This window comes from Pseudomonas sp., from assembly GCF_048269965.1.
In the GTDB taxonomy this organism is placed as follows: Bacteria; Pseudomonadota; Gammaproteobacteria; order Pseudomonadales; family Pseudomonadaceae; genus Aquipseudomonas.
Genome location: NZ_JBLWTV010000022.1, coordinates 1 through 23,003, shown reverse-complemented (window position 1 = coordinate 23,003; position 23,003 = coordinate 1). Strand labels below are relative to the sequence as shown.

General features: G+C 63.6%; 15 protein-coding genes and 1 riboswitch. Of the genes, 7 read left to right on the top strand and 8 right to left on the bottom strand.

The window, feature by feature from the left end; translation table 11 throughout:
• The first annotated feature begins 17 nt into the window (after positions 1-17).
• The 3 genes from ACN0X6_RS20640 to ACN0X6_RS20630 are packed head-to-tail and all read left to right on the top strand — an operon-like array spanning position 18 to position 8,792.
• Positions 18-7,295, top strand: a complete 7,278-nt coding sequence (locus tag ACN0X6_RS20640; protein ID WP_417706859.1) for an Hpt domain-containing protein — start codon at positions 18-20, stop codon at positions 7,293-7,295.
• Positions 7,292-8,311, top strand: a complete 1,020-nt coding sequence (locus tag ACN0X6_RS20635; protein ID WP_417706857.1) for a chemotaxis protein CheB — start codon at positions 7,292-7,294, stop codon at positions 8,309-8,311. The genes ACN0X6_RS20640 and ACN0X6_RS20635 overlap by 4 nt, the downstream gene beginning before the upstream one ends.
• Positions 8,312-8,321: 10 nt before the next feature.
• Positions 8,322-8,792: a chemotaxis protein CheW gene (locus ACN0X6_RS20630; protein ID WP_417706856.1), complete on the top strand. Its 471-nt coding sequence runs from the start codon at positions 8,322-8,324 to the stop codon at positions 8,790-8,792.
• Positions 8,793-8,870: 78 nt separating this feature from the next.
• Here ACN0X6_RS20630 and ACN0X6_RS20625 read toward each other — a convergent pair whose 3' ends face one another.
• From ACN0X6_RS20625 to ACN0X6_RS20615, 3 genes are all read right to left on the bottom strand, one after another.
• A complete protein-coding gene (locus ACN0X6_RS20625) occupies positions 8,871-10,352 on the bottom strand; it encodes an alanine/glycine:cation symporter family protein (RefSeq protein ID WP_417706854.1) in 1,482 nt (493 codons plus the stop codon).
• A 206-nt stretch (positions 10,353-10,558) separates the two neighbouring features.
• Entirely contained in the window at positions 10,559-11,284 is a 726-nt protein-coding gene (locus ACN0X6_RS20620) for a 16S rRNA (uracil(1498)-N(3))-methyltransferase (protein ID WP_417706852.1), read from the bottom strand.
• Between the two features lie 125 nt (positions 11,285-11,409).
• The gene (locus ACN0X6_RS20615) at positions 11,410-12,813 is read right to left on the bottom strand and encodes an adenosylmethionine--8-amino-7-oxononanoate transaminase (RefSeq protein ID WP_417706850.1); all 1,404 of its coding nucleotides are present in this window, start codon (positions 12,811-12,813) and stop codon (positions 11,410-11,412) included.
• Between the two features lie 258 nt (positions 12,814-13,071).
• Here ACN0X6_RS20615 and ACN0X6_RS20610 point away from each other — a divergent pair, with 258 nt between their 5' ends.
• Both ACN0X6_RS20610 and ACN0X6_RS20605 read left to right on the top strand, forming a co-directional pair.
• Entirely contained in the window at positions 13,072-13,617 is a 546-nt protein-coding gene (locus ACN0X6_RS20610) for a cytochrome b (protein ID WP_417706848.1), read from the top strand.
• 60 nt (positions 13,618-13,677) lie between these two features.
• The gene (locus ACN0X6_RS20605) at positions 13,678-14,253 is read left to right on the top strand and encodes a YceI family protein (protein ID WP_417706846.1); all 576 of its coding nucleotides are present in this window, start codon (positions 13,678-13,680) and stop codon (positions 14,251-14,253) included.
• A gap of 112 nt (positions 14,254-14,365) precedes the next feature.
• On the opposite strand, the gene ACN0X6_RS20600 is transcribed toward ACN0X6_RS20605, so the two are convergent.
• The 5 genes from ACN0X6_RS20600 to ahcY form a co-directional block, all read right to left on the bottom strand.
• Positions 14,366-16,249 carry a DEAD/DEAH box helicase gene (locus ACN0X6_RS20600; RefSeq protein ID WP_417706844.1) on the bottom strand — a complete coding sequence of 628 codons (1,884 nt, stop codon included), beginning with the start codon at positions 16,247-16,249 and terminating at the stop codon, positions 14,366-14,368.
• A 187-nt stretch (positions 16,250-16,436) separates the two neighbouring features.
• Positions 16,437-17,195, bottom strand: coding sequence for a substrate-binding periplasmic protein (locus ACN0X6_RS20595; protein WP_417706842.1), 759 nt, complete (start codon positions 17,193-17,195; stop codon positions 16,437-16,439).
• 52 nt (positions 17,196-17,247) lie between these two features.
• Positions 17,248-18,621 (bottom strand): nucleotide 5'-monophosphate nucleosidase PpnN, encoded by a 1,374-nt coding sequence (gene ppnN / locus ACN0X6_RS20590; protein ID WP_417706840.1) that lies wholly within the window; start codon positions 18,619-18,621, stop codon positions 17,248-17,250.
• Between the two features lie 82 nt (positions 18,622-18,703).
• A complete protein-coding gene (metF, locus tag ACN0X6_RS20585; protein WP_196475483.1) occupies positions 18,704-19,549 on the bottom strand; it encodes a methylenetetrahydrofolate reductase [NAD(P)H] in 846 nt (281 codons plus the stop codon).
• Between the two features lie 98 nt (positions 19,550-19,647).
• Positions 19,648-21,042, bottom strand: a complete 1,395-nt coding sequence (ahcY, locus tag ACN0X6_RS20580; protein WP_417706838.1) for an adenosylhomocysteinase — start codon at positions 21,040-21,042, stop codon at positions 19,648-19,650.
• 21 nt (positions 21,043-21,063) lie between these two features.
• Positions 21,064-21,145, bottom strand: a riboswitch (S-adenosyl-L-homocysteine riboswitch).
• A gap of 221 nt (positions 21,146-21,366) precedes the next feature.
• On the opposite strand from ahcY, the gene ACN0X6_RS20575 reads away from it, so the two are divergent.
• Both ACN0X6_RS20575 and ACN0X6_RS20570 read left to right on the top strand, forming a co-directional pair.
• Positions 21,367-21,753 carry an MAPEG family protein gene (locus tag ACN0X6_RS20575; RefSeq protein ID WP_417706836.1) on the top strand — a complete coding sequence of 129 codons (387 nt, stop codon included), beginning with the start codon at positions 21,367-21,369 and terminating at the stop codon, positions 21,751-21,753.
• Positions 21,754-21,933: 180 nt separating this feature from the next.
• Positions 21,934-22,947, top strand: coding sequence for a methyl-accepting chemotaxis protein (locus ACN0X6_RS20570; RefSeq protein WP_417706834.1), 1,014 nt, complete (start codon positions 21,934-21,936; stop codon positions 22,945-22,947).
• Positions 22,948-23,003: the final 56 nt, after the last annotated feature.

Below are 23,003 nucleotides of genomic sequence, written 5' to 3'. Positions count from 1 at the left end.
TTATGAGTGGAGTGGCTATGGGTGATCGGCATGATTATGTCGCCCTGGAGTGGGTCAAAGGCGAGATCGGGGAAACCCTGAAGCAGGCGCGGCAAGCCCTGGAGGCGTTCGTCGAGAACCCGCAGGACCCTACGCGCATGCGCTTCTGCCTGACCTACGTGCACCAGGTTCACGGCACCTTGCAGATGGTCGAGTTCTACGGCGCTGCTCTGCTCGCCGAGGAAATGGAGCAATTGGCCAAGGCGCTGATGGAAGGTCGCGTGGCCAACCAGGGCGAGGCCCTGGAAGTGCTGATGCAGGCCATCCTGCAGCTGCCGGTTTACCTCGACCGTATCCAGACCGCTCGCCGCGACCTGCCCATGGTCGTGCTGCCGCTGCTCAACGACCTGCGTGCCGCCCGTGGCGAAAAGCTGCTGTCGGAAACCAGCCTGTTTTCCCCGGACATGTCCGCACGTCTGCCGGCGCTGCCATCCGATAGCCTGGCGCGGCTGCGTACTGCCGAGCTTCCGGTGCTGTTGCGCAAACTGCGGCAGATGCTGCAAATGGCCCTGGTCGGCGTGATTCGCAATCAGGATCTGGCGACCAATCTCGGTTACATGGCGCGCGTTTTCGCTCGCCTGGAGACGCTGTGCAAGGACGCCCCGCTGGGCGGTCTGTGGCAGATTGCTTCGGGCATGGTCGAAGGCCTGGCCAACGGCAGTGTGGTCAACGGTACCTCGGTGCGGACCTTGCTGCGTCAGGTCGACAAGGAGCTCAAGCGCCTGGTCGAGCAGGGTGCCGATGGCATCAACCAGCCCGCTGCCGATGAGCTGACCAAGAACCTGTTGTTCTACGTGGCCAAGGCGCCGGCGCAGTCGCCGCGTATTCGCGCGCTGAAGGAACAGTATCGTCTCGACGAAGCGCTGCCTGACAACGAAGTGGTGGATGAGGAACGTGCCCGTCTGGCCGGCCCCGACCGCGATGCCATGCGTTCTGTGGTGGCGGCGCTCTGCGAAGAGTTGGTGCGGGTCAAGGATAGCCTTGACCTGTTCGTGCGCAGTGATCGCAGTCAACCCCGTGAGCTGGATGCCCTGCTGGCGCCGCTCAAGCAGATCGCCGATACCCTTGCCGTGCTCGGTTTTGGCCAGCCGCGCAAGGTCATTCTCGACCAGATCGACGTCATTCACGGCCTGTCCCTCGGCCAGCGCGAGCCCAGCGATGCTGTGCTGATGGATGTGGCTGGCGCGTTGCTCTACGTCGAGGCGACGCTGGCCGGCATGGTCGGGCCGAGCGATGACAGCAAGAACGAGCAGAGCCATCTGCCCACCACCGATGTGGCGCAGATTCATCAGGTGGTGATCAAAGAGGCGCGCAACGGTCTGGAACAGGCCAAGGACGCGATCATCGAGTTCATCGCCTCGCAATGGAATCACGAACACCTGGCGCGTGTACCTGGCCTGCTGACTCAGGTCCGTGGCGGCCTGGCGATGATTCCGCTGCAGCGCGCAGCCGACCTGCTCAACGCCTGCAACCGCTACATTCAGGAACAGTTGCTGGCACGCAAGGCCGTGCCCAACTGGCAGAGCCTGGACACCCTGGCCGATGCCATCACCAGCGTCGAGTATTACCTCGAGCGTCTGGCCGAGGACCATGGCACGCAGGGTGACCTGATTCTCGACGTCGCCGAGGAAAGCCTGGAAACACTGGGTTATCCGCTCAAGGAAAAGCCGTCGATTCTCGACCGCGTCGAACCGCAGGCGGAAAGCCTGGCGCCGCTGGCTGACCCGCTGCAGGAAATCGAACTGCTGGGCGCCGAGGACGAACAGCTCGAGGAGCCCCTCGCCGAGATCGAGCCGCTGGCCTTCGAGTCGGTCGATGTACCTGAGGAAGCTGTCGCCGAGTTGGAACTGGCCGACGTCGAGCCTGACCTGCCGACCGTGAGCGAGAGCGCCGAGACCTTCACCTTCGAACTGGGCGAGCTCGAAGAGCTGCCCTCTGCGCAGAGCGAGGAGATCATTGCTGCGCCATTGTTCGACGCCGAGCCCGAGCCCGAGCCCGAGTCCGAGCTGGAGCTGGAAGAGCTGAGCCTGGAGCAACTGGCCGAAGCGAATCACTGGGACGAGCTGGAACTGGCCGATCTGGAAATACCGGAAGTCGAGCTGCCCAGCGCGCCGCCAATCCAGCTCGAGGAGCCGCTGGCAGACAAGCCGCTGTCAATGGCTGAGGTGATGGCCGCGCCAGTACAGGAGATCAATCCGCCTGCCGCCGATGTGCCGCCGAGCCTGTTGCCGCCGCCTGCCGATGAAGAGCCGGTGGATGAGGAGTTGCTGGAAGTCTTTATCGAAGAAGTCGGCGAGGTGCTGGAAACCATCGGCGAATACCTGCCGCAGTGGCAGGCCGATACCGAGAACAAGGACGCGCTGATCGAAGTGCGTCGAGCCTTCCACACACTCAAGGGCAGCGGCCGCATGGTTCGCGCGCTGATCATCGGCGAACTGGGCTGGTCCATCGAGAACCTGCTCAATCGCGTGCTTGATCGCAGCATCGAGCCAAACGCACCGGTGCAGCAGGTGGTGCTCGACGTAGTGGCGCTGATGCCGGCGCTGGTCGATGAATTCGCCGCCAAGGCTCAGCGTCAGCGCGATGATGTCGATCTGCTGGCGGCCACCGCGCATGCCCTGGCCAAGGGGCTGACGCCCCCAAAATCTGACGCCCCGGCCGCCCAGAAGGTAGCCGAGCCCGTGGGCGTTGACGACGCTACCGAGGTCGTCGAGCAGGTCGAGTCGGTCACCGACCAACCGCTCGATGGCGAGCCCCTCGACCCGCAGTTGCTGGAAATCTTCCGCAACGAGGCGGAAACCCATCTGGATACCCTGGTCGGCTTTCTCGCCGATTGCGCGCAGGAACTGCCGCAGCCGGTCACCGACGACCTGCAGCGTGCCCTGCACACCCTCAAGGGCAGCGCCTATATGGCCGGCATCCTGCCGGTGGCAGAAATCGCTGCGCCGCTGGAGAAGCTGGTCAAGGAGTTCAAGACCAATCTGATCCAGGTGGATCTGGCGGCCGCCGAGTTGTTGAGCAGCGCCGAAGGCGTGTTCCGTATCGGTCTCGACAACCTCGAGAGTCAGCCTCTGGCACCTATTCCTGGCGCCGAGGCATTTCTTGCCCGTGTGCAGGCGCTGCACCAAGAGCATCTCGCAAACGCCGAAGACGAGCGGATGGCACAGAGCGGGGAAAGCCGCGATCCACAGATGATCAGCATCTTCCTCGCCGAAGGCATGGACATCTTGCTGGATGCCGAGGACCTGCTGCGCAAATGGCGCGAGCATCCGTCCGAGCGTCAGGAGCTGTCTGCGCTGCTGGAAGAGCTGACCACGCTCGGTCGTGGCGCAGAAATGGCCGAGCTGCCGCAGATCGACGAACTCTGCGAAGCCCTGCTGGATCTCTATGGCGCTGTCGAGGAAGGCAGCCTGGCCGTCAGCGAGCGCTTCTTCGACGAGGCGGAAAAGGCCCACGAAGCGCTGATCGGCATGATGGATCAGGTCGCTGCTGCCTTGCAGGTCAGCCCGCAACCCGAGCGCGTACAGGCGCTGCGCGATCTGCTGAGCGAAGCCATCGATCCGCATACCCTGGCCTTGCTGGCGCCTGGCGCCGAGGGGCTGGAAATCATCGAGCTGGACCAGGCCACTGCCGAGCTGGAGCAAGCCGAGGCGGAGCCGGTGCAGTGGCAAGAGACGCCCGTCGAGCCGGAAATCGTCGAGGCCGCCGGCCTGGAGCAGCAGACCGAGACCGAGCTGGGTTTCACCCCTGTCGACTCCGACCTCGATGAAGAAATGGTCGAGATCTTCCTCGAAGAGGCTGTGGATATTCTCGACAGTGCCGCTCAGGCACTGGAACGCTGGCTCGGTGAGCCTGACAACACCCTCCCGTTGTCGTCTCTGCAGCGCGATCTGCACACCCTCAAGGGCGGTGCACGCATGGCCGCGATTCGCCCGATTGGTGATCTTGGCCACGAACTGGAGTCGCTCTACGAGGGCCTGGTCGACCGCCGTTACAGCTATTCGCCGACGCTGGGCAGCCTGCTGCAGCAAAGCCATGACCGCCTGGCGCAGATGCTCGATCAGTTGCAGGCCCGCCAGCCGCTGATCTCTGGTGACGACCTGATTCAGGCCATTCGCCAGTTCCGCCAGGGTGGTACACCGCAGAGCCTGTCGGCCGCTGTCGCTCAGGTTGAACCGGTGCTGGACGACGATCTCGTCGAGCCGATCGAAGCGTTGGAGCCGGATAGCGTCGAGCTGCCACCTCTGGCGCTGGTCGAAGACGAAATCGTGCTCGACGAAGCGCCACAGGCAGAGCCTGAGGCGGGGTTGCCGCTGATCGACGAAGTCGAACTGGTGCTGCCAGAAGACGAGCTGCCAGCTCTGTCGGAGGCTATCGTCGAGCCAGAGCCAGAGCCAGAGCCAGAGCCAGAGCCGCAAAGCACGACGCTGGCCAACTGGCATGAAGAACGCGATCCCGAACTGGTGGAAATCTTCCTCGAGGAAGGTTTCGATATCATCGACAGTGCTGGCGCCGCTCTTCAGCGCTGGATGGGCGATGTCGACAACAGCCTTGAGCTGGAAGCCCTGCAGCGTGACCTGCACACCCTCAAGGGTGGTGCGCGCATGGCCGAAATTCGCGAAATCGGCGATCTGGCCCACGAGCTGGAGTTCCTGTACGAAGGCCTCGGTGGCGGTCGCCTGCGAGCCAGCCAGGAGTTGTTCACGCTGCTGCAGGCCTGCCATGACCGTTTGGCCGAGATGCTCGACGCTGTGCGTGGTCAGCGAGCGGTGCCGCAGGGCCATGCCCTGATCGAGACGATCAAGCGCTTTCGCGCCAATCCTGACGAGCAACTGAGCATGCCGTCGGCGGTCCAGCTCAGGGCCGTGGTCGAGAGCGACGAAGCCGATGAGGCTGACAGCGACATCCTCGATATCTTCCTCGAAGAAGGCGATGATCTGCTCGAAGCGATGGAGGCGGCGATCGGGCGTTGGGAAGAACAACCTGATGATGCCAGCGCCATCGACGACATGCTGCGCACGCTGCACACCCTCAAGGGGGGCGCGCGCCTGGCCGGGCAGAAGCGCCTGGGCGATCTGAGCCACGACCTGGAGCAGCACCTCAGCGAGGCGTTGCAGCAGGGCGCACCCTGGCCGGAGAGTCTGCTGCTCGACGTGCAGTCCGGTTTCGAAGGGCTGCAGAACGAGCTCGACGTGCTGCGCCAGCGCCTTAGTGCCAGCCTCGGCGATGAGCCGGTGGTGGTCGAGGCCGAGCCCGCGACAGCGCCTGCGAGCAATCTGCTCAACCCGATCATTGCTGCCAGTGACGTGCCGAACCAGTTGCAGGCGCCGAAGGTGCTGCCGTTCGTTCAGCGTGCGCAGGAGGCCGCGCTGGAGGCGGCATCTCGCCGCGCGCCACAGGAGCTGGTCAAGGTTCCAGCCGAGCTGCTCGAAGGTCTGGTCAACCTGGCCGGTGAGACCTCGATCTTCCGTGGCCGTGTCGAGCAACAGGTGAGCGACGTCGGTTTCACCCTGAGCGAGATGGAAGCGACCATCGACCGCGTGCGTGACCAGCTGCGCCGTCTCGATACCGAGACCCAGGCGCAGATCCTCAGTCGCTATCAGGCCGAGGCCGAGCGCGCCGGTTATGAAGACTTCGACCCACTGGAGATGGACCGCCACTCGCAGTTGCAGCAGTTGTCCCGTGCGCTGTTCGAGTCTGCCTCCGACTTGCTCGATCTGAAGGAAACCCTGGCGGCGAAGAACCGTGACGCCGAGACCCTGCTGTTGCAACAGGCGCGGGTCAACACCGAGCTGCAGGAAGGTCTGATGCGCACCCGCATGGTGCCGTTCGATCGTCTGGTGCCGCGTCTGCGCCGCATCGTGCGCCAGGTGGCCGGCGAGCTGGGCAAGCAGGTGGAGTTCGTCGTCGGCAACGCCGACGGTGAAATGGACCGTACCGTGCTCGAGCGCATCGTCGCGCCTCTGGAGCATATGCTGCGTAACGCCGTCGATCACGGCATCGAGCTGGCCGAAGCGCGCCGCGCTGCCGGCAAGCCGGATACCGGCACCATTCGCCTCAACCTCGGTCGTGAGGGCGGCGACATCGTGCTTACCCTGAACGATGACGGTGGTGGTATTCGTCTGGAGGCTGTGCGGCGCAAGGCTATCGAACGTGGGCTGATGGATGCCGACAGCGATCTGAGCGATCACGAAATCCTGCAGTTCATCCTCGAAGCGGGTTTCTCCACTGCCGAGAAGGTCACGCAGATTTCCGGTCGCGGCGTCGGCATGGACGTGGTGCATTCCGAGGTCAAGCAGCTTGGCGGTTCGATGAGCATCGACTCGACGCTGGGCCAGGGTACGCGCTTCACCATTCGCCTGCCGTTCACCGTGTCGGTCAACCGCGCGCTGATGGTGTACTCCGGTGAAGACCTCTACGCCATCCCGCTGAACACCATCGAAGGGATCGTGCGAGTGTCGCCGTTCGAGCTGGAGGCCTACTACGCGCCGGATGCGCCGCGCTTCGAATACGCCGGACAGGCCTACGAACTGAAGTACCTGGGCGATCTGCTGAACAATGGCCAGCAGCCCAAGCTGGTGGGCCAGAGCCTGCCGCTGCCGGTGATCCTGGTGCGTTCCAGCGAACACGCCGTGGCGGTACAGGTGGACAGCCTGGCCGGTTCGCGCGAGATCGTGGTCAAGAGCCTCGGCCCGCAGTTCGCCGGGGTCCACGGGATCTCCGGTGCAACGATCCTCGGTGACGGCCGCGTGGTGGTGATTCTCGATCTGCTGGCGACCATTCGTGTGCTGCATGCACATCTGCAGAATCAGCTGATGCCGCGCCTGGCTTCGCGTCAGGCTGCAGCCAATGAAGAGGTCGAGGCCGACCGGCCGCCGCTGGTCATGGTGGTGGACGACTCGGTCACCGTGCGCAAGGTCACCAGCCGTCTGCTCGAGCGTAATGGCATGAACGTGGTCACCGCCAAGGATGGGGTCGATGCCATCGCCCAGCTGCAGGAGCACAAGCCCGACATCATGCTGCTGGACATCGAGATGCCGCGCATGGACGGCTTCGAGGTGGCCACGCTGGTGCGCCACGACGAGCGCCTCAAGGATCTGCCGATCATCATGATCACCTCGCGTACCGGCGAGAAGCACCGCGAGCGGGCCATGTCCATCGGCGTCAATCAGTACCTCGGCAAGCCCTATCAGGAGTCCTTGCTGCTCGACACCATCGCTCAGTTGGTGGATAGCCATCGGGTCAAACGGACATGACAGACAAAACCTCCGCGCGTATCGCAGTCATCGCCGACACCTCGCTGCAGCGCCATGTGTTGCAGCAGGCATTGGCCGGTGGTGGTTATCAGGTAGTGCTCAACAGCGACCCGGCGCGCCTCGACGAGGAGCAACTGGCAGCCTGCGAGACCGACCTGTGGTTGGTGGACCTGGCTCAGTCGGAAGATTCGCCGCTGGTCGACAGCCTGCTCGAGCGCGTCAGCGCCCCGGTGCTGTTCGGCGAGGGGCATGCCCCCGAGCGCCATTCGGAGAACTACCCGCGTTGGGAGCGCAGTCTGTTCGGCAAGCTCAAGCGTCTGGTCGGTGATCCGACCCAGGCGGTCGGGCCGAGTTTGCAGGCACTGCTCGATGAAGCGCAGCGTCCGGCGCGTCTGGAGCTACCGCAAGCACTGGCCAACACGCCGCTGAAAGCTGGCGAGCCGGCGCGTCAGGTATGGCTGCTGGCGGCCTCGCTGGGTGGTCCGGCGGCGGTCAAGGCATTTCTCGATGCCCTGCCGGGTGGCCTGCCCATCGGTTTCATCTATGCCCAGCATATCGACGCCAGCTTCGAGGCCGCGCTGCCACAGGCGGTCGGTCGACACAGCCAGTGGCATGTCAATCCGGCGCGCCAGGGTGACCCGCTGCGTTGCGGTGAAGTGGTGGTGGTGCCGATCAGCAACGAGCTGGGCTTTGCCGAAGACGGTGCGATGCAGATCGCCGAACGCGGCTGGCCGGAGCCCTACAGTCCTTCCATCGATCAGATGATGCTCAACCTGGCGCAGCAGTTCGGTGCCCAGTGCGGTGTGATCGCGTTCAGCGGTATGGGCAGTGATGGCAGCGCCGCCGCCGCCTACGTCAAACGTCAGGGTGGCGTGATCTGGACCCAGCGCGCCGACAGCTGCGCCAGTCCGAGCATGCCTGACAGCCTGCGCGAGGGTGGCTACAGCAGCTTCAGCGCCGATCCGCGTGAGCTGGCCGTGGCCCTGGTCAATCACCTCGCCGAACATTGCAGTTGAGGACGTTTCAATGAGCCAAGCCGTCGCCACCCAGAACAGCGCAGCCAGTCTCACCGGCTTGCTGGTGCCTCTGGCCGACCGCACCCTGCTGCTGCCCAACGTGGCGGTGGCGGAGCTGATTCCCTATCGCGCGCCGCAGGTCACCGAAGGCACTCCCGACTGGTTTCTCGGCCAGATCGCCTGGCGTGATCTGCGCTTGCCGCTGCTCTCCTTCGAGGCCGCCAGCGGCGGCCAGGCGCATGTCGCCAGTGGTGCCCGCGTTGCGGTGATCAACGCTCTGGGCGGTCGGCCCAAGGTCAAGTTCATCGCGCTGCTGGTGCAGGGTATTCCGCGCTCGCTGAAGGTTGGTAGCGAGCTGCAAGGCGCCGATGTCGAGCTGGCGCCGCTGGAGCTGGGTGCAGCGCGCATCGGTGAGGAAGTGGTGCGTATTCCTGACCTGGCCGCACTGGAGCAACTGCTCGCCGATGCCGGCCTGATCTGAACCGACCCGGCGCGATCACATCGCCCATGAAAAAGCCCCGGCATTGGCCGGGGCTTTTTCGTTACTGCTGAGTGGTTATCAGCGCTGCGGTTGCTGCGCTTCGCCCTTCTCGGCAGTCAGGTTCTCTTCCGAGGTGCTGCCGGTCCAGTAGTCGGCATTCTTGATACCGAGCTTCTCCGGGTGGAAGACCGGGTCCTTGCCCTCGTCCAACTGCTGCTCGTAGTCCTTCAGGCACTTGTAGGCGACCTTGTGCATGAGCAGGATGGCGATGATGTTCAGCCAGGCCATCAGGCCTACGCCGAGATCACCGAGGTCCCAGGCGAAGGTGGCAGTGTGCACGGTGCCGTACACGGTAGCCGCGATGATGCCGAACTTCAGCAACAGGGTGAGGATGGGACGCTTCACCTTGCGGTTGATGTAGGCAATGTTGGTCTCGGCGATGTAGTAGTACGCGAGGATGGTGGTGAAGGCGAAGAAGAACAGGGCGATGGCGACGAAGGCGTTGCCGAAGCCGGGCATCATGTTCTCCATCGCGGTCTGCACGTACCCCGGACCTGCGGCTACGCCAGCGATACCGGTGAACATCGCGCTGCCATCCGGGGCCTGCACGTTGTACTGACCGGTGATCAGCAGCATGAAGGCGGTGGCGGAGCAGACGAACAGGGTGTCGATGTAAACCGAGAAGCCCTGAACCAGGCCCTGCTTGGCCGGATGGCTGACAGCGGCGGCCGACGAAGCGTGCGGACCAGTACCCTGGCCTGCTTCGTTGGAGTACACACCGCGCTTGACGCCCCACTGAATGGCCATGCCGACGATGGCGCCGAAACCGGCTTCGAGGCCGAATGCGCTCTTGACGATCAGGGCGACGACTTCCGGCAGCTTCTCGATGTTCAGCAGGATGATGACCATCGCCACCAGGATGTAGCCCAGCGCCATGAACGGCACGACCACCTGGGTGAAGTGGGCGATGCGCTTGACGCCGCCGAAGATGATCAGACCGATCAGCACGGCCAGTACAGCGGCGGTGACGTTCGGGTCGATACCGAAGGCGGTGTTGACGCTGGAGGCGATGGAGTTGGCCTGTACGCCCGGCAGCAGCAGGCCGCAGGCGAACACGGTAACGATGGCGAACAGCCAGGCGTACCACTTCAGACCCAGGCCGCGCTCGATGTAGAAGGCCGGGCCGCCACGGTATTCACCGTTGAGCTTTTCCTTGTACACCTGGCCGAGGGTGGACTCGACGAATGCCGAGCTGGCGCCCAGGAAGGCCACCATCCACATCCAGAACACGGCACCCGGACCACCGAAGGTGATGGCGGTAGCCACACCAGCGATGTTGCCGGTACCGACGCGACCGGCGAGGGTCATGGTCAGGGCCTGGAAGGAGGTGATGCCATGCTCATCGGTCTTGCCGGTGAACATCAGGCGAATCATTTCTTTGAAGTGGCGAACCTGGAGAAAGCGGCCGCGCAGGGAGAAGTAGAGACCAACGCCAAGACATAGATAGATCAGCGCCGGGCTCCAGACCAGACCGTTTAGGGTCGAGACCAGTTCGTTCATGCAATGCTCCTGGGCATGCGGCCGCCTTTTGGGCGGGGCCGAAGCCCGTTGTTTGTTATTGGAAGAGGGACGACGCTGCGGGGCGCCGGCCTCGGCCGCGCGCGGATGGCTGGTGAGCGGGTCGCGCGAGCGGCGCGCAGAGCATGACAAAGACTGTCGGTCTTGCAATCTCTTGAGGTCACATTTTGTTACGCCAAGGCGACATTTTACGCCTGGAGGTCGCCCCAGAGCTGTTGGGCGACGCTCAGCGCCACCACGGGAGCCGTTTCCGTGCGCAGAACGCGGGGGCCCAGGCGGGCGGCATGGAAGCCTGCGCCTTTGGCCTGATCCACTTCGGTATCGCTCAAACCGCCTTCCGGACCGATCAGAAAGGCCAGGCTGTTCGGTTTTTCGTGGCTTTGCAGGGACGTTGCGAGCGGGTGCAGGACCAGCTTCAGGTCGGCTTCGATGCGTTGCAGCCAGGCGGCAAGCTCCAGTGGCGGGTTGATCACCGGCAGCACCGAGCGGCCGCATTGTTCGCAGGCACTGATCGCCACCTGGCGCCAATGGGCCATGCGCTTGTCGGCGCGTTCGTCCTTCAGGCGTACCTCGCAGCGCGCCGAGATGATCGGGGTGATCTCGTTGGCGCCCAGTTCGGTGGCTTTCTGGATGGCCCAGTCCATGCGTTCGCCGCGCGACAGGCCCTGGCCGAGATGAATGCGCAGAGGGGATTCGCCGAGGCCGGCGATGGCTTCGCGCAGTTCGACGCGTACGCTTTTCTTGCCCACTTCGATCAGCTCGCCGAGGTATTCCTGGCCGCTGCCGTCGAACAACTGTACGGCGTCGCCCGCCGCGTGGCGCAGCACACGGCCGATGTAATGGGCCTGGGCCTCTGGCAACGCGTGTTGGCCGAGGGAGAGAGGGGCATCGATGAAGAAACGGGATAGGCGCATAAGGGTAGCTGCAGGCGGCAAGTTCGAAGCGGCGAGTTTAAAGCGCTGGTGCGCGTGGCGCACCCTACGCAAAAGCGCTGCCCTTGCCCTAGGGTGCTGCGCACCGGGTTTCGCCAATGGCTCGCTCAACCCGGATCGCGATGATCGGGAAAACGATTGTCCACCGCCACGCTGACGGACGAACGTGTGGCGATATCGATGCCTTCGCTGGCCACCTCGGCGAGGAAATCGATCTCCTCGGGTGTGATGACGTAGGGCGGCAGGAAATACACCACGCTGCCCAATGGGCGCAGCAGCGCACCCCGCTCCAGTGCGTGCTGGTAGACGCGCAGGCCACGCCGTTCCTGCCAGGGGTAGGCTGTCTTGCTGGCCTTGTCCTGCACCATCTCGATGGCCAGGGCCATGCCGGTCTGGCGCACTTCGGCAACATGCGGGTGCTCGGCCAGGTGCGCGGTGGCGCTGGCCATGCGCGCAGCAAGGGCCTTGTTGCGCTCGATCACATTGTCATCACGGAATATGTCCAGGGTCGCCAGGGCGGCGGCGCAGGCCAGCGGATTTCCGGTGTAGGTATGCGAGTGAAGGAAGGCGCGCAGGGTGGCGTAGTCGTCGTAGAACGCGCTGTAGACGTCATCGGTGGTCAGCACTGCGGCCATCGGCAGGTAGCCACCGGTCAGTGCCTTGGACAACACCAGGAAATCCGGGGTGATGCCAGCCTGTTCGCAGGCGAACATCGTGCCGGTGCGGCCGAAGCCGACGGCGATTTCGTCGTGGATCAGATGTACACCGTAGCGGTTGCAGGCCTCGCGCAGCAGCTTGAGGTAGACCGGGTGATACATGCGCATACCGCCAGCCCCCTGGATCAGCGGCTCGACTATCACTGCTGCGACCTCATGATGGTGCTCGGCCAGCGTCCGTTCCATATGGGCGAACATGGCGCGTGAGTGCGCCTCCCAGCTCACGCCCTCGGGGCGCAGGTAGCAGTCCGGGCTGGCCACCTTGAGGGTGTCGAGCAGCAGGGGTTTATAGGTGTCGGTGAACAGCGCCACGTCGCCCACCGACATCGCCGCGACCGTTTCACCGTGGTAGCTGTTGCTCAGGGTGACGAAGCGCTTCTTGCTCGCCTGGCCGCTGTTGAGCCAGTAGTGGAAGCTCATTTTCAGCGCCACTTCGATGCCCGATGAACCGTTGTCGGCGTAAAACACCTTGTTCAGGCCGGACGGGGTGATCTGCACCAGGCGCTCGGACAGCTCGATGACCGGTTGGTGGGTGAAGCCGGCGAGCATCACGTGCTCGAGACTGTCCAACTGATCGCGAATGCGCGCGTTGATGCGCGGGTTGGCGTGGCCGAAGACGTTGACCCACCAGGAGCTGACCGCGTCCAGGTAGCGCTTGCCGTCGAAGTCCTCCAGCCATACACCAGAGGCCTTGCGAATCGCCACCAGCGGCAGGCGCTCGTGATCCTTCATCTGGGTGCAGGGGTGCCACAACACGTCGAGGTCGCGTTGCATCCAGTGGTCGTTCAGGCTCATGAGAAATCTCCCAGTGTTCGGCGGCACAGCCTACCAGAAGCCACCACAGAGACGTGGTCGTTGCCGCTGGTCTGGTGCAATGCACCGTCCGTGCTGCTGGTGGTGAACTCTGCAATGAGCGCGTTGAACTAAACTGATTGGCTAAGCGACGCTGGAATCAAATATCGCATTTCTCGATGTTTCATAGCGAGATTTTCCGCTTTAAATCGATATATTTGTCGTTAATCTTGCCCGCACCCAGGACTAGGGAAGTCTTCTATGCAATTTCGCAATACCTCTGCTCGTTATGGTCTGGTCAGCGTCGTGCTGCACTGGCTGGTGGCCTTGGCCGTGTTCGGCCTGTTCGCCCTCGGCTTCTGGATGGTGGGGCTCAGCTACTACGATCCGTGGCGCCAGAGTGCGCCTGATCTGCACAAGAGCATCGGCATCCTGCTGTTCGCCGTGATGCTGCTGCGGGTTCTGTGGCGTTTGTGCAGCCCGGCGCCGGCAGCCCTGGCCAGTCACGGCCGGCTCACGCGCCTGGCCTCCAGGTTGGGGCATGGCGCCCTCTATCTGGGTCTGTTCGGCGTGATGATCTCCGGCTACCTGATTTCCACCGCCGATGGCCGTGGTATCGAGGTGTTTGGTCTGTTCAGTGTGCCGGCGACCCTGACGGGTATCGCGCAACAGGAAGACATTGCCGGAGCCATTCACGAATACCTGGCCTGGGGCCTGGTGATATTCGCCGGTCTGCATGGCCTGGCGGCACTCAAGCACCATTTCATCGACCGCGACAGCACCCTGCTGCGGATGTTCGGGCGCTGAAGCAACTCACAACCGGGCCAATGCCCATCTAGATCGACAACCTCGCAAGGAGAACACCCCATGTTGAAGAACGCCCTCGCTGCACTGGTTCTGGGCTCCGCTCTTATCGGCGGCCAGGCCATGGCGGCCGACTACGCCATCGACAAGCAAGGCCAGCACGCCTTCGTCAACTTCAAGATCAGCCACCTGGGCTACAGCTGGCTGTACGGCACCTTCAAGGACTTCGACGGCACCTTCAGCTTCGATGCCGCCAACCCCGAGGCGAGCAAGGTCAACGTGACCCTGAAGACCGCCAGCGTCGACACCAATCACGCCGAGCGTGACAAGCACATCCGCAGTGCCGACTTCCTCAATGCGAGCAAGCATGCGACTGCCACCTTCGAATCCACGTCGGTCAAGTCCACTGGCGAAGGCACTGCCGACGTGACCGGCAACCTGACCCTGAACGGCGTGACCAAGCCGGTGGTGATCGCTGCCAAGTTCATTGGCGAAGGCAAGGACCCGTGGGGCGGCTACCGCGCAGGCTTCGAAGGCACCACCACCCTGACGCTGAAGGACTTCGACATTTCCATGGATCTCGGCCCGGCTTCGCAAACCGTCGAGCTGATCATTTCGGTCGAAGGTGTTCGTCAGTAATAAAAGGGGCAAGGCGGGTCATCGGTGCGCACGGCGCACCCTACGCAACGGACACGCCAGCGCACCATGAAAAACGCCGCCCAATGGGCGGCGTTTTCGTTAGCGCGGCAGCTTACTCTTCGCGGTTACGCGTCAGCAGCGCCGGCTTCTCGCTGCGTGGGCGAGTGCTGTTGCTCAGCTCGTCGAGCTGCTCAGCGCTGGGGAAACGATCCAGGCGCGAGCCCTTGTGCACGATGATTGGCTGCTTTTCGCGCGGGTTGCGCACGGCCGCTTCGGCGCGTGGCAGCTCGTCGCGATCCAGCGAGGTGATACGACCGTCCGCCGGTCGGCCACGACCACCGCCGTTACGGCCTTGACCACCCTGACCACCTTGACGGCGATTCTTGCCGGGGGGGGCGCCCGCATTGCTGCGCGGCGGCCTGTTGTTGCTGTTGGCTTTCTGGCCCTGGCCTGGAGCCGCGCCATTACCAGCAGTCCCGCCGCCTGGGCGACGGCCGCGGCCTTGCGGCTTGTTCTGCACCGGTACGTAATCGGCACGGTTGCCGAAATTATCGATTTCGTCGTCGAGGAACTCTTCCGGGTCGCGATCCGGAGGCAACGGTGGAACAGCCGGAGCTGCGCCACGACTCTGGTTGCGAGGCTGCTGACCACGGCGGTTCTGGCCCTGACCTTGCTGCTGCGGCTTGGCTTTCTGCTCCTTGCCGCTGTCCTTGCCCTTGTCTCTGCGACCACCGTTGTTGCGCTCGCCCTTGGGCTTGTCGCCGCCCTGGGCGTTCTGCGCCTTGGCCGGCTTCTGCCCGCGCGGCTGGCGCGGTTCGCGGGTTTCCGGGCGCTCGGCCTCGACGGTGCTGGCATCGAAGCCCAGCAGGTCGCCGTCGGGGATCTTCTGCTTGGTCATGCGCTCGATGCTTTTCAGCAGCTTCTCTTCGTCCGGCGCGACCAGCGAGATGGCCTCGCCGCTACGGCCAGCGCGGCCAGTACGGCCGATGCGGTGAACGTAGTCTTCCTCGACGTTGGGCAGCTCGAAGTTGACCACGTGCGGCAGTTGGTCGATATCCAGGCCGCGTGCGGCGATATCGGTGGCCACCAGGATGCGTACCTGGTTGGCCTTGAAGTCGGCCAGGGCCTTGGTGCGCGCATTCTGGCTCTTGTTGCCATGGATCGCGGCAGCCGGCAGACCATGCTTGTCGAGGTACTCGGCCAGGCGGTTGGCGCCGTGCTTGGTGCGGGTGAACACCAGCACCTGTTCCCAGGCACCCTGGGTGATCAGGTGGGCGAGCAGGGCGCGCTTGTGGCTGGAAGCCAGGCGGAACACGCGCTGTTCGATGCGCTCGACCGTGGTGTTTGGCGGCGTGACCTCGATGCGCTCGGGGTTGTGCAGCAGCTTGCCGGCGAGGTCAGTGATGTCCTTGGAGAAGGTCGCCGAGAACAGCAGGTTCTGGCGCTGTGTCGGCAGTTTGGCCAGCACCTTCTTGACGTCGTGGATGAAGCCCATGTCGAGCATGCGGTCGGCTTCATCGAGCACGAGGATTTCGACGTGAGACAGGTCGATGGCTTTCTGATTGGCCAGGTCGAGCAGGCGACCGGGACAGGCCACCAGTACGTCGACGCCCTTGGCCAGGGCCTGGACCTGTGGGTTCATGCCAACGCCGCCGAAAATGCAGGCGCTGACGAATTTCAAATCGCGGGCATAGACCTTGAAGCTGTCATGCACCTGGGCGGCCAGCTCGCGGGTGGGTGTCAGCACCAGCACGCGCGGTTGTTTCGGGCCGTGACGTTGTTCGCGATCCGGATGACCGCCCGGAAACAGGCGTTCGAGGATCGGCAGGGCGAAACCGCCCGTCTTACCTGTACCCGTCTGGGCCGCCACCATGAGATCGCGACCTTGCAACACGGCGGGAATGGCCCGCTGTTGCACCGGCGTGGGTTGGGTGTAGCCGGCGGACTCGACCGCACGGACTAGAGCCTCGGAGAGACCGAGGGAGGCAAAGGACATGAGCAATCCTGTACTAAGTGAGGGCGTGGCCCTGGGGGTGTAGAGCCTGGCTTGAATCACGCGTGGGGGGCGTGATCCCGTCCGGTACTGCTGGCTTCTGGGAGCTAGCATCCGGGCGCAAGCCTGGCGGGAAGTCCCGAGTATAACAGAGCTGACGCCTTGCGCAGCTACCAGCCTGTCGGTTGGTTCACGGCTTGAGCCGTTCAGGGCTGGCGTAGCGCTGCTGCAACTGGGCATAGGCAGGCTCGCGCTTGAAGCGGCGCAGCTCGTCAGCGAAGTCTTTGGCCAGGTGTGCCAGGGCAGGGTCGTGGCGCAGTGCGAGGTACATGCGGTCATGGCCGACCGCCTTGCGGTTGTAGTCGACCTGCTGTTGCAAGCCCAGTTGCGTCGTCAGATAGAGGCCGGCGCGACGGTCATTGATGACCAGGTCGACGCGGTGGCGGATCAGCTTGCCCAGATTGGCCTCGTGAGTCGGCGCCTCTTCGCGACTGAACAAGGGCGAGTTGCGGAAGGTTTCGTCGTTGTACCAGTAGCCCGGCGAGATGCCGATCACCAGGTCGCGCAGGTCTTCCAGGCTCTCGTAGGGGTAGGGGCGGTTGCGTGCGTAGAACAGCACGAGTTCGACGTCACTCAACGGCTCTTCGACGAAGAGCATGCCCGCCTCGCGCTCGGGCAGATGGAAAATATCCAGGATGCCGTCTGCATGGCCCAGTTCCAGCTCCAGCAGGCAGCGCTTCCAGGGCAGAAATTGCAGGTCCAGATTTACTCCCAGGCGCTGGAGCACCTCGCGGGTGATCTCGTAGTCGAGGCCGGCGGCCTGGCCGTTTTCCTCGTAGACGTAGGGCGCCCAGGCATCAGTGACCAGGCGCAGCGTTTCACCGCGGGCGGAGAATGCGCAACAGCATAGCAAGAGGGTGGCGATAATCTGGCGCTGGAATAATGGCATCGCGCCAGATTAGCGATTTTGCCGGTGCCTTGAAAGTGCGTCTTGCGCAGCCTCAGTCGACGACCCGATAGCAGGGCTCATAGGCACTGCCACCTGGCAGCTTCATGCGGTGCTGCTCGACGAAGGCCTGCAGCAGGCGATCCAGCGGGCGCATGATGGTGGTTTCACCGCGAATCTCGTAGGGGCCGTGCTCCTCGATCAGGCGGATGCCGTTCTCCTTGACGTTGCCCGCGACGATGCCGGAGAACGCACGACGCAGGTTGGCGGCCAGGTGATGCAGTGGCTGTTCGCGGGTCAGGTTGAGACCGGCCATGGCTTCGTGGGTCGGCTCGAACGGGTGCTGGAAGCTTTCGTCGATCTTCAGCAGCCAGTTGAAGTGGAAGGCGTCGTTGCGCTCGCGGCGGAACTGACGCACGGCCTTGATGCCGACGGCCATCTCGCGGGCGACCTCGGTCGGGTCGTTGACGATCATGCGGTAGCGCTGCTGCGCGGCCTCGCCGAGGGTCGCGCCGATGAAATCATGCAGCTGCTGCAGGTACGGGCCGGCGCTCTTCGGGCCGGTAAGGATGACCGGAAAGGGCAGATCCTGGTTGTCCGGGTGGGTGAGGATGCCCAGCAGGTAGAGGAACTCTTCGGCAGTACCGGCACCGCCGGGGAAAATGATGATGCCGTGGCCGACACGGACGAAGGCTTCCAGACGCTTCTCGATGTCCGGCAGGATCACCAGTTCGTTGACGATCGGATTCGGCGCTTCGGCAGCGATGATGCCGGGCTCGGTCAGGCCCAGATAGCGGCCTTTGAGGTTGCGCTGCTTGGCGTGGCTGATGGTGGCGCCCTTCATCGGCCCCTTCATCACGCCCGGGCCGCAACCGGTGCAGATGTCCAGGCCGCGCAGGCCGAGTTCGTGACCGACCTTCTTGGTGTACTTGTATTCCTCGGTGCTGATCGAGTGGCCGCCCCAGCACACCACCATCTTCGGTTCGACACCGCTGCGCAGGGTCTGGGCGTTGCGCAACAGATGGAAGACGTAATCGGTGATGCCTTCGGAGCTGTCCAGGTCGATGCGCTTGTTCTCCAGTTCGCTCTGCGTATAGACGATATCGCGCAGGGCGCTGAACAGCATCTCGCGGGTGCTGGCAATCATCTCACCGTCGACGAAGGCGTCAGCCGGCGCGTTGATCAGCTCCAGGCGGATGCCGCGATCCTGCTGGTGAATCTTCACTTCGAAGTCCGGGTAGGCTTCGAGGATGGTCTTGGCGTTGTCGCTGTGCGAACCGGTATTGAGGATCGCCAGTGCGCACTGGCGGAACAGGCGATAAACGCTGCCGGAGCCGGTTTCGCGCAGTTGCTGTACTTCGCGCTGCGAGAGGGTTTCCAGGCTGCCCTTGGGGCTGACCGAGGCGTTGATCTTGGTGCGTTTGAGCATGAGGGGCGATCCTTCGGCGGCAAGGCGGGAGGGTGAAGCGAGCAGGCTACCCAAGCTGGGCAGCCTGTGAGCAAGCGGCCCGTTAACGCGGCAGCTTGAGATTGTTCCAGATGGCCAGGCTGGGGCCAGCCAGGTTCATGCTGTAGAAGTGCAGGCCGGGCGCGCCGCCTTGTAGCAGGCGTTCGCACATCTCGCTGATGACCTGTTCGCCGAAGACGCGAATGCTGTCGGCGTCGTCGCCGTAGGCTTCCAGCTGCTTGCGTACCCAGCGTGGGATTTCAGCGCCGCAGGCGTCGGAGAAGCGCGCCAGCTTGCTGTAGTTGGTGATCGGCATGATGCCCGGCACTACCGGAATGTCCACGCCCAGTTTCTGCACGCGCTCGACGAAGTAGAAGTAGCTGTCGGCGTTGAAGAAGTACTGGGTGATGGCACTGTCGGCACCGGCCTTGGCCTTGCGCACGAAGTTGGCGATATCGTCCTCGAAGTTGCGTGCCTGCGGATGCATCTCCGGGTAGGCGGCGATTTCGATATGGAAGTGATCACCGGTTTCGGTACGAATGAACTCGACCAGCTCATTGGCGTAGCGCAGCTCGCCACTGGCCATGCCCATGCCGGATGGCAGGTCGCCACGCAGGGCAACGATGCGCTTGATGCCGGCATTCTTGTACAGATTCAGCAGCTCGCGCAGTTCGGCCTTGCTGTCACCTACGCAGGACAGGTGCGGGGCGGTGGGCACCTTGATCTCGCCGTCGAGTTGCAGCACGGTGTTGAGGGTACGGTCGCGGGTCGAGCCGCCGGCGCCGTATGTGCAGGAGAAGAAATCGGGGTTGTAGGTCGCCAGTTGGCGCGCCACGTCCATCAGTTTTTCATGCCCGGCTTCGGTCTTGGTGGGGAAGAACTCGAAGCTGTAGCGGCGTTCTTGGCTCATAGGGTTTCTAGCCTTGGAGACGTAGGGTGGATGGCGTTTTTCCATCCACCTTGCGGGGGGCGGCGGTGGATAAGCCAAGGGCTTATCCACCCTACGCATTAGTAGCGGTAGGCGTCCGGCTTGAACGGGCCTTCCACGGCCACGCCGATGTACTCGGCCTGCTGCTTGGTCAGTTGGGTGACCACGCCGCCGAAGCCCTTGACCATTTCCAGCGCCACTTCTTCGTCGAGCTTCTTCGGCAGTACTTCGACGGTCAGGCGCTCTGCCTTCTTCTCGGCGGACAGGTCGGCGAACTTCTGCTCGAACAGGAAGATCTGCGCCAGCACCTGGTTGGCGAAGGAGCCGTCCATGATGCGGCTCGGGTGACCCGTGGCGTTGCCCAGGTTCACCAGACGGCCTTCGGCCAGCAGGATCAAGTAGTCGTCGTTGGTCGGATCGAAGGTACCGGCACCGGTGCGGTGGATCTTGTGTACCTGCGGCTTGACCTCTTCCCACGCCCAGTTCTTGCGCATGAAGGCGGTGTCGATTTCATTGTCGAAGTGACCGATGTTGCACACCACGGCGCGCTTTTTCAGGGCCTTGAGCATGCCGGCATCACAGACGTTGACGTTACCGGTGGTGGTGACGATCAGGTCGATCTTGCCCAGCAGTGCGGCGTCGACGCTGGCTTCGGTGCCGTCGTTGAGGCCGTTCTTGTACGGCGAGACCAGCTCGAAGCCGTCCATGCAGGCCTGCATGGCGCAGATTGGATCGATCTCGGAAACCTTGACGATCATGCCTTCCTGACGCAGCGACTGCGCCGAGCCCTTGCCCACGTCGCCGTAGCCGATGACCAGCGCCTGCTTGCCCGACAGCAGGTGGTCGGTGCCGCGCTTGATGGCGTCGTTGAGGCTGTGGCGGCAGCCGTACTTGTTGTCGTTCTTGCTCTTGGTCACGGCGTCGTTGACGTTGATCGCCGGGACCTTCAGGGTGCCGGCCTTGAGCATGTCGAGCAGGCGGTGCACACCAGTGGTGGTCTCTTCGGTGACGCCGTGGATGCGCTCGAGCATCTGCGGGTATTTCTTGTGCAGGATCTCGGTCAGGTCACCACCGTCGTCCAGCACCATGTTGGCGTCCCACGGCTGGCCGTCCTTGAGGATGGTCTGCTCGATGCACCATTCGTACTCTTCTTCGGTTTCGCCCTTCCAGGCGAACACCGGGATACCGGCGGCGGCAATGGCGGCAGCGGCCTGATCCTGGGTGGAGAAGATGTTGCACGACGACCAGCGTACTTCGGCGCCCAGGGCGGTCAGCGTCTCGATCAGCACGCCGGTCTGGATGGTCATGTGGATGCAGCCGAGGATCTTGGCGCCTTTCAGCGGCTGGCTGGCGGCGTACTTGCGACGCAGGCCCATCAGTGCCGGCATCTCGGATTCGGCGATGATCAGTTCCTTGCGGCCCCAATCGGCCAGGGAAATGTCGGCGACTTTGAAATCGTTAAAAGCAGCGCTCATGAAAGCTCTCCATTCGTTGTCTGCGAATGGGCGCCGTTGATGCGTATGGTTAACGCCCCATCCGAGCCTGACAGGTTGCCCTGCTGCAGCGCCCCTCGGACAGGTGGCGGGAGCGACCGGAGCTGTGCCGGTCGTTTGAAGCTGGCCGATTATAGCTGCGTGCGGCGTGCAGCCCAAGGCTTTCCGTCGCTCCGTGCGCTGCGTCGCTGGCATCTGCCACTGAGGGATTGGCCGGATCGCCGCCCACATACTCGCGCCGAGCCATGGACGTCAGTCTGGGGCTGGCGCAGGCTGCACCTTCCACTGTCTGAATGCGGAGCCTCCATGACCCTCGCCTACTGGTGCGTGCTGATCGCCATCTTTCTGCCCTACCTGGGTACTGCCACTGCCAAGTTCCTTGGCCCCGGCTACGGACCGCGCGCCAATCAGGATCCGCGCGCGTTCCTGAGTACCCTGGACGGCTGGCGCAAGCGGGCCAACAACGCGCAGCTCAATGGCTTCGAGGTGACCCCGGCGTTCGCCGCTGCGGTGATCATTGCCCATCAGGCTGGTGGCGCCGAGCAGGGGCTGCTCGACCAGTTGGCCGTGGCCTTCATCGTCAGCCGCGTGCTGTATTTCATCTGCTACCTGGCTGACTGGGGTCCGGTGCGCTCGCTGGTGTGGTTCGCCGGGATGGGGCTGATCGCGGCGTTGTTCGTGGTGTCCGCCTAGTCGGCCTTTGCTGCCGACTCTGAAGGAGGCGCTGAGAAGGCGCGTGACTTGTCAGTCATTGTGCCATTTTGGTGCGTTTCATGCGGATAATCAGCCTCCAGAGCGGCTGGCCGTTGGCCACTTTCTTGCTTGCTCCCGGTTATTTGGCGGGGATTGCCGCCGCCTGCCAGGGAGCCTCTCATGTCCGCCACCGCCTTTTTCGATCGACTGCTCTGCGCCATTGGCCTGCGCACGCTGAATCAGCAGTTTCTGTTTTCCTATGCGCTGATGTTTCTGCTTGCGGTGGTCGCCTCGGTGGCGCTGTACCTGAGCATGTCGGTGTCGCCGGAGACCATCAATGTCGCCGGCGCGCAGCGCATGCTCAGCCAGAAAATGACCAAGGAGGCGCTGCTGCTGCGCGAAGGTGTCCTGCCTGCAGCGACGCTGGAAGCCACCATGGCGCAGTTCGATGCCGCCCATCGCGACCTGTTGAGTGGCAACGCGGCGCGCAATATCAGCGCCATCGCCGAGCCCAGCGTCCAGGCGCAGATGAACAAGGTCGGGGGCCTCTGGCAGGGCTTTCGTGCTCAGTTGCAGCGCGTTGTTGCGGGCGATGTGGCAGTCGATCTCAAGGCCCTCGAGCAGCAGTCGGTCGAGCTGCTGCGCGAGATGAACCAGGCCGTCGGTTTGATGGCCGCGCATGCTGAAGGCAGCCAGCGCCGCCAGATGTGGCTGGCGTTCGGTTGCGTGCTGGGCATTCTGGCGCTGGTGGTGCTGGGCCGCCAGTTCGGCCTGCGTCCGCTGATGCACAACCTCAATGCAGTGGAGGGGGCGCTGACCCGAGTCGGCTCCGGTGACTTCACACGTAGCCTTGAAGGTCGTCAGGGTGACAACGAGATCGGCCGCATCTTCGCGGGCTACAACCGCATGCAGGAGCAGGTGCGTGGCTTGCTGGCGGAGGTCAAGCGCAGCGGTGAGCGTACCGGGGAGCATGTCGGCAGTGTGGTCGGTGCCGCTCAATCGGCGGGCGATGGCGTGCGGCGCCAGTACGAGGATCTCGATCAGGTCGCCACCGCGATGAACGAGATGAGTGCCACCGTGGCCGAGGTCGCGCGTCACGCTGCCCATGCTGCCGAGTCGGCGCGCAGTGCCGATGATTGTGCGCAGAGCGGCAAGCAGGTGGTACAGCGCAGTGTGTTCAGCCGGGGGACATAGGTAACGGGTGTCGGGAGACATAGGTAACGCATTTAGGCTTACGGAGTTCATCGAAT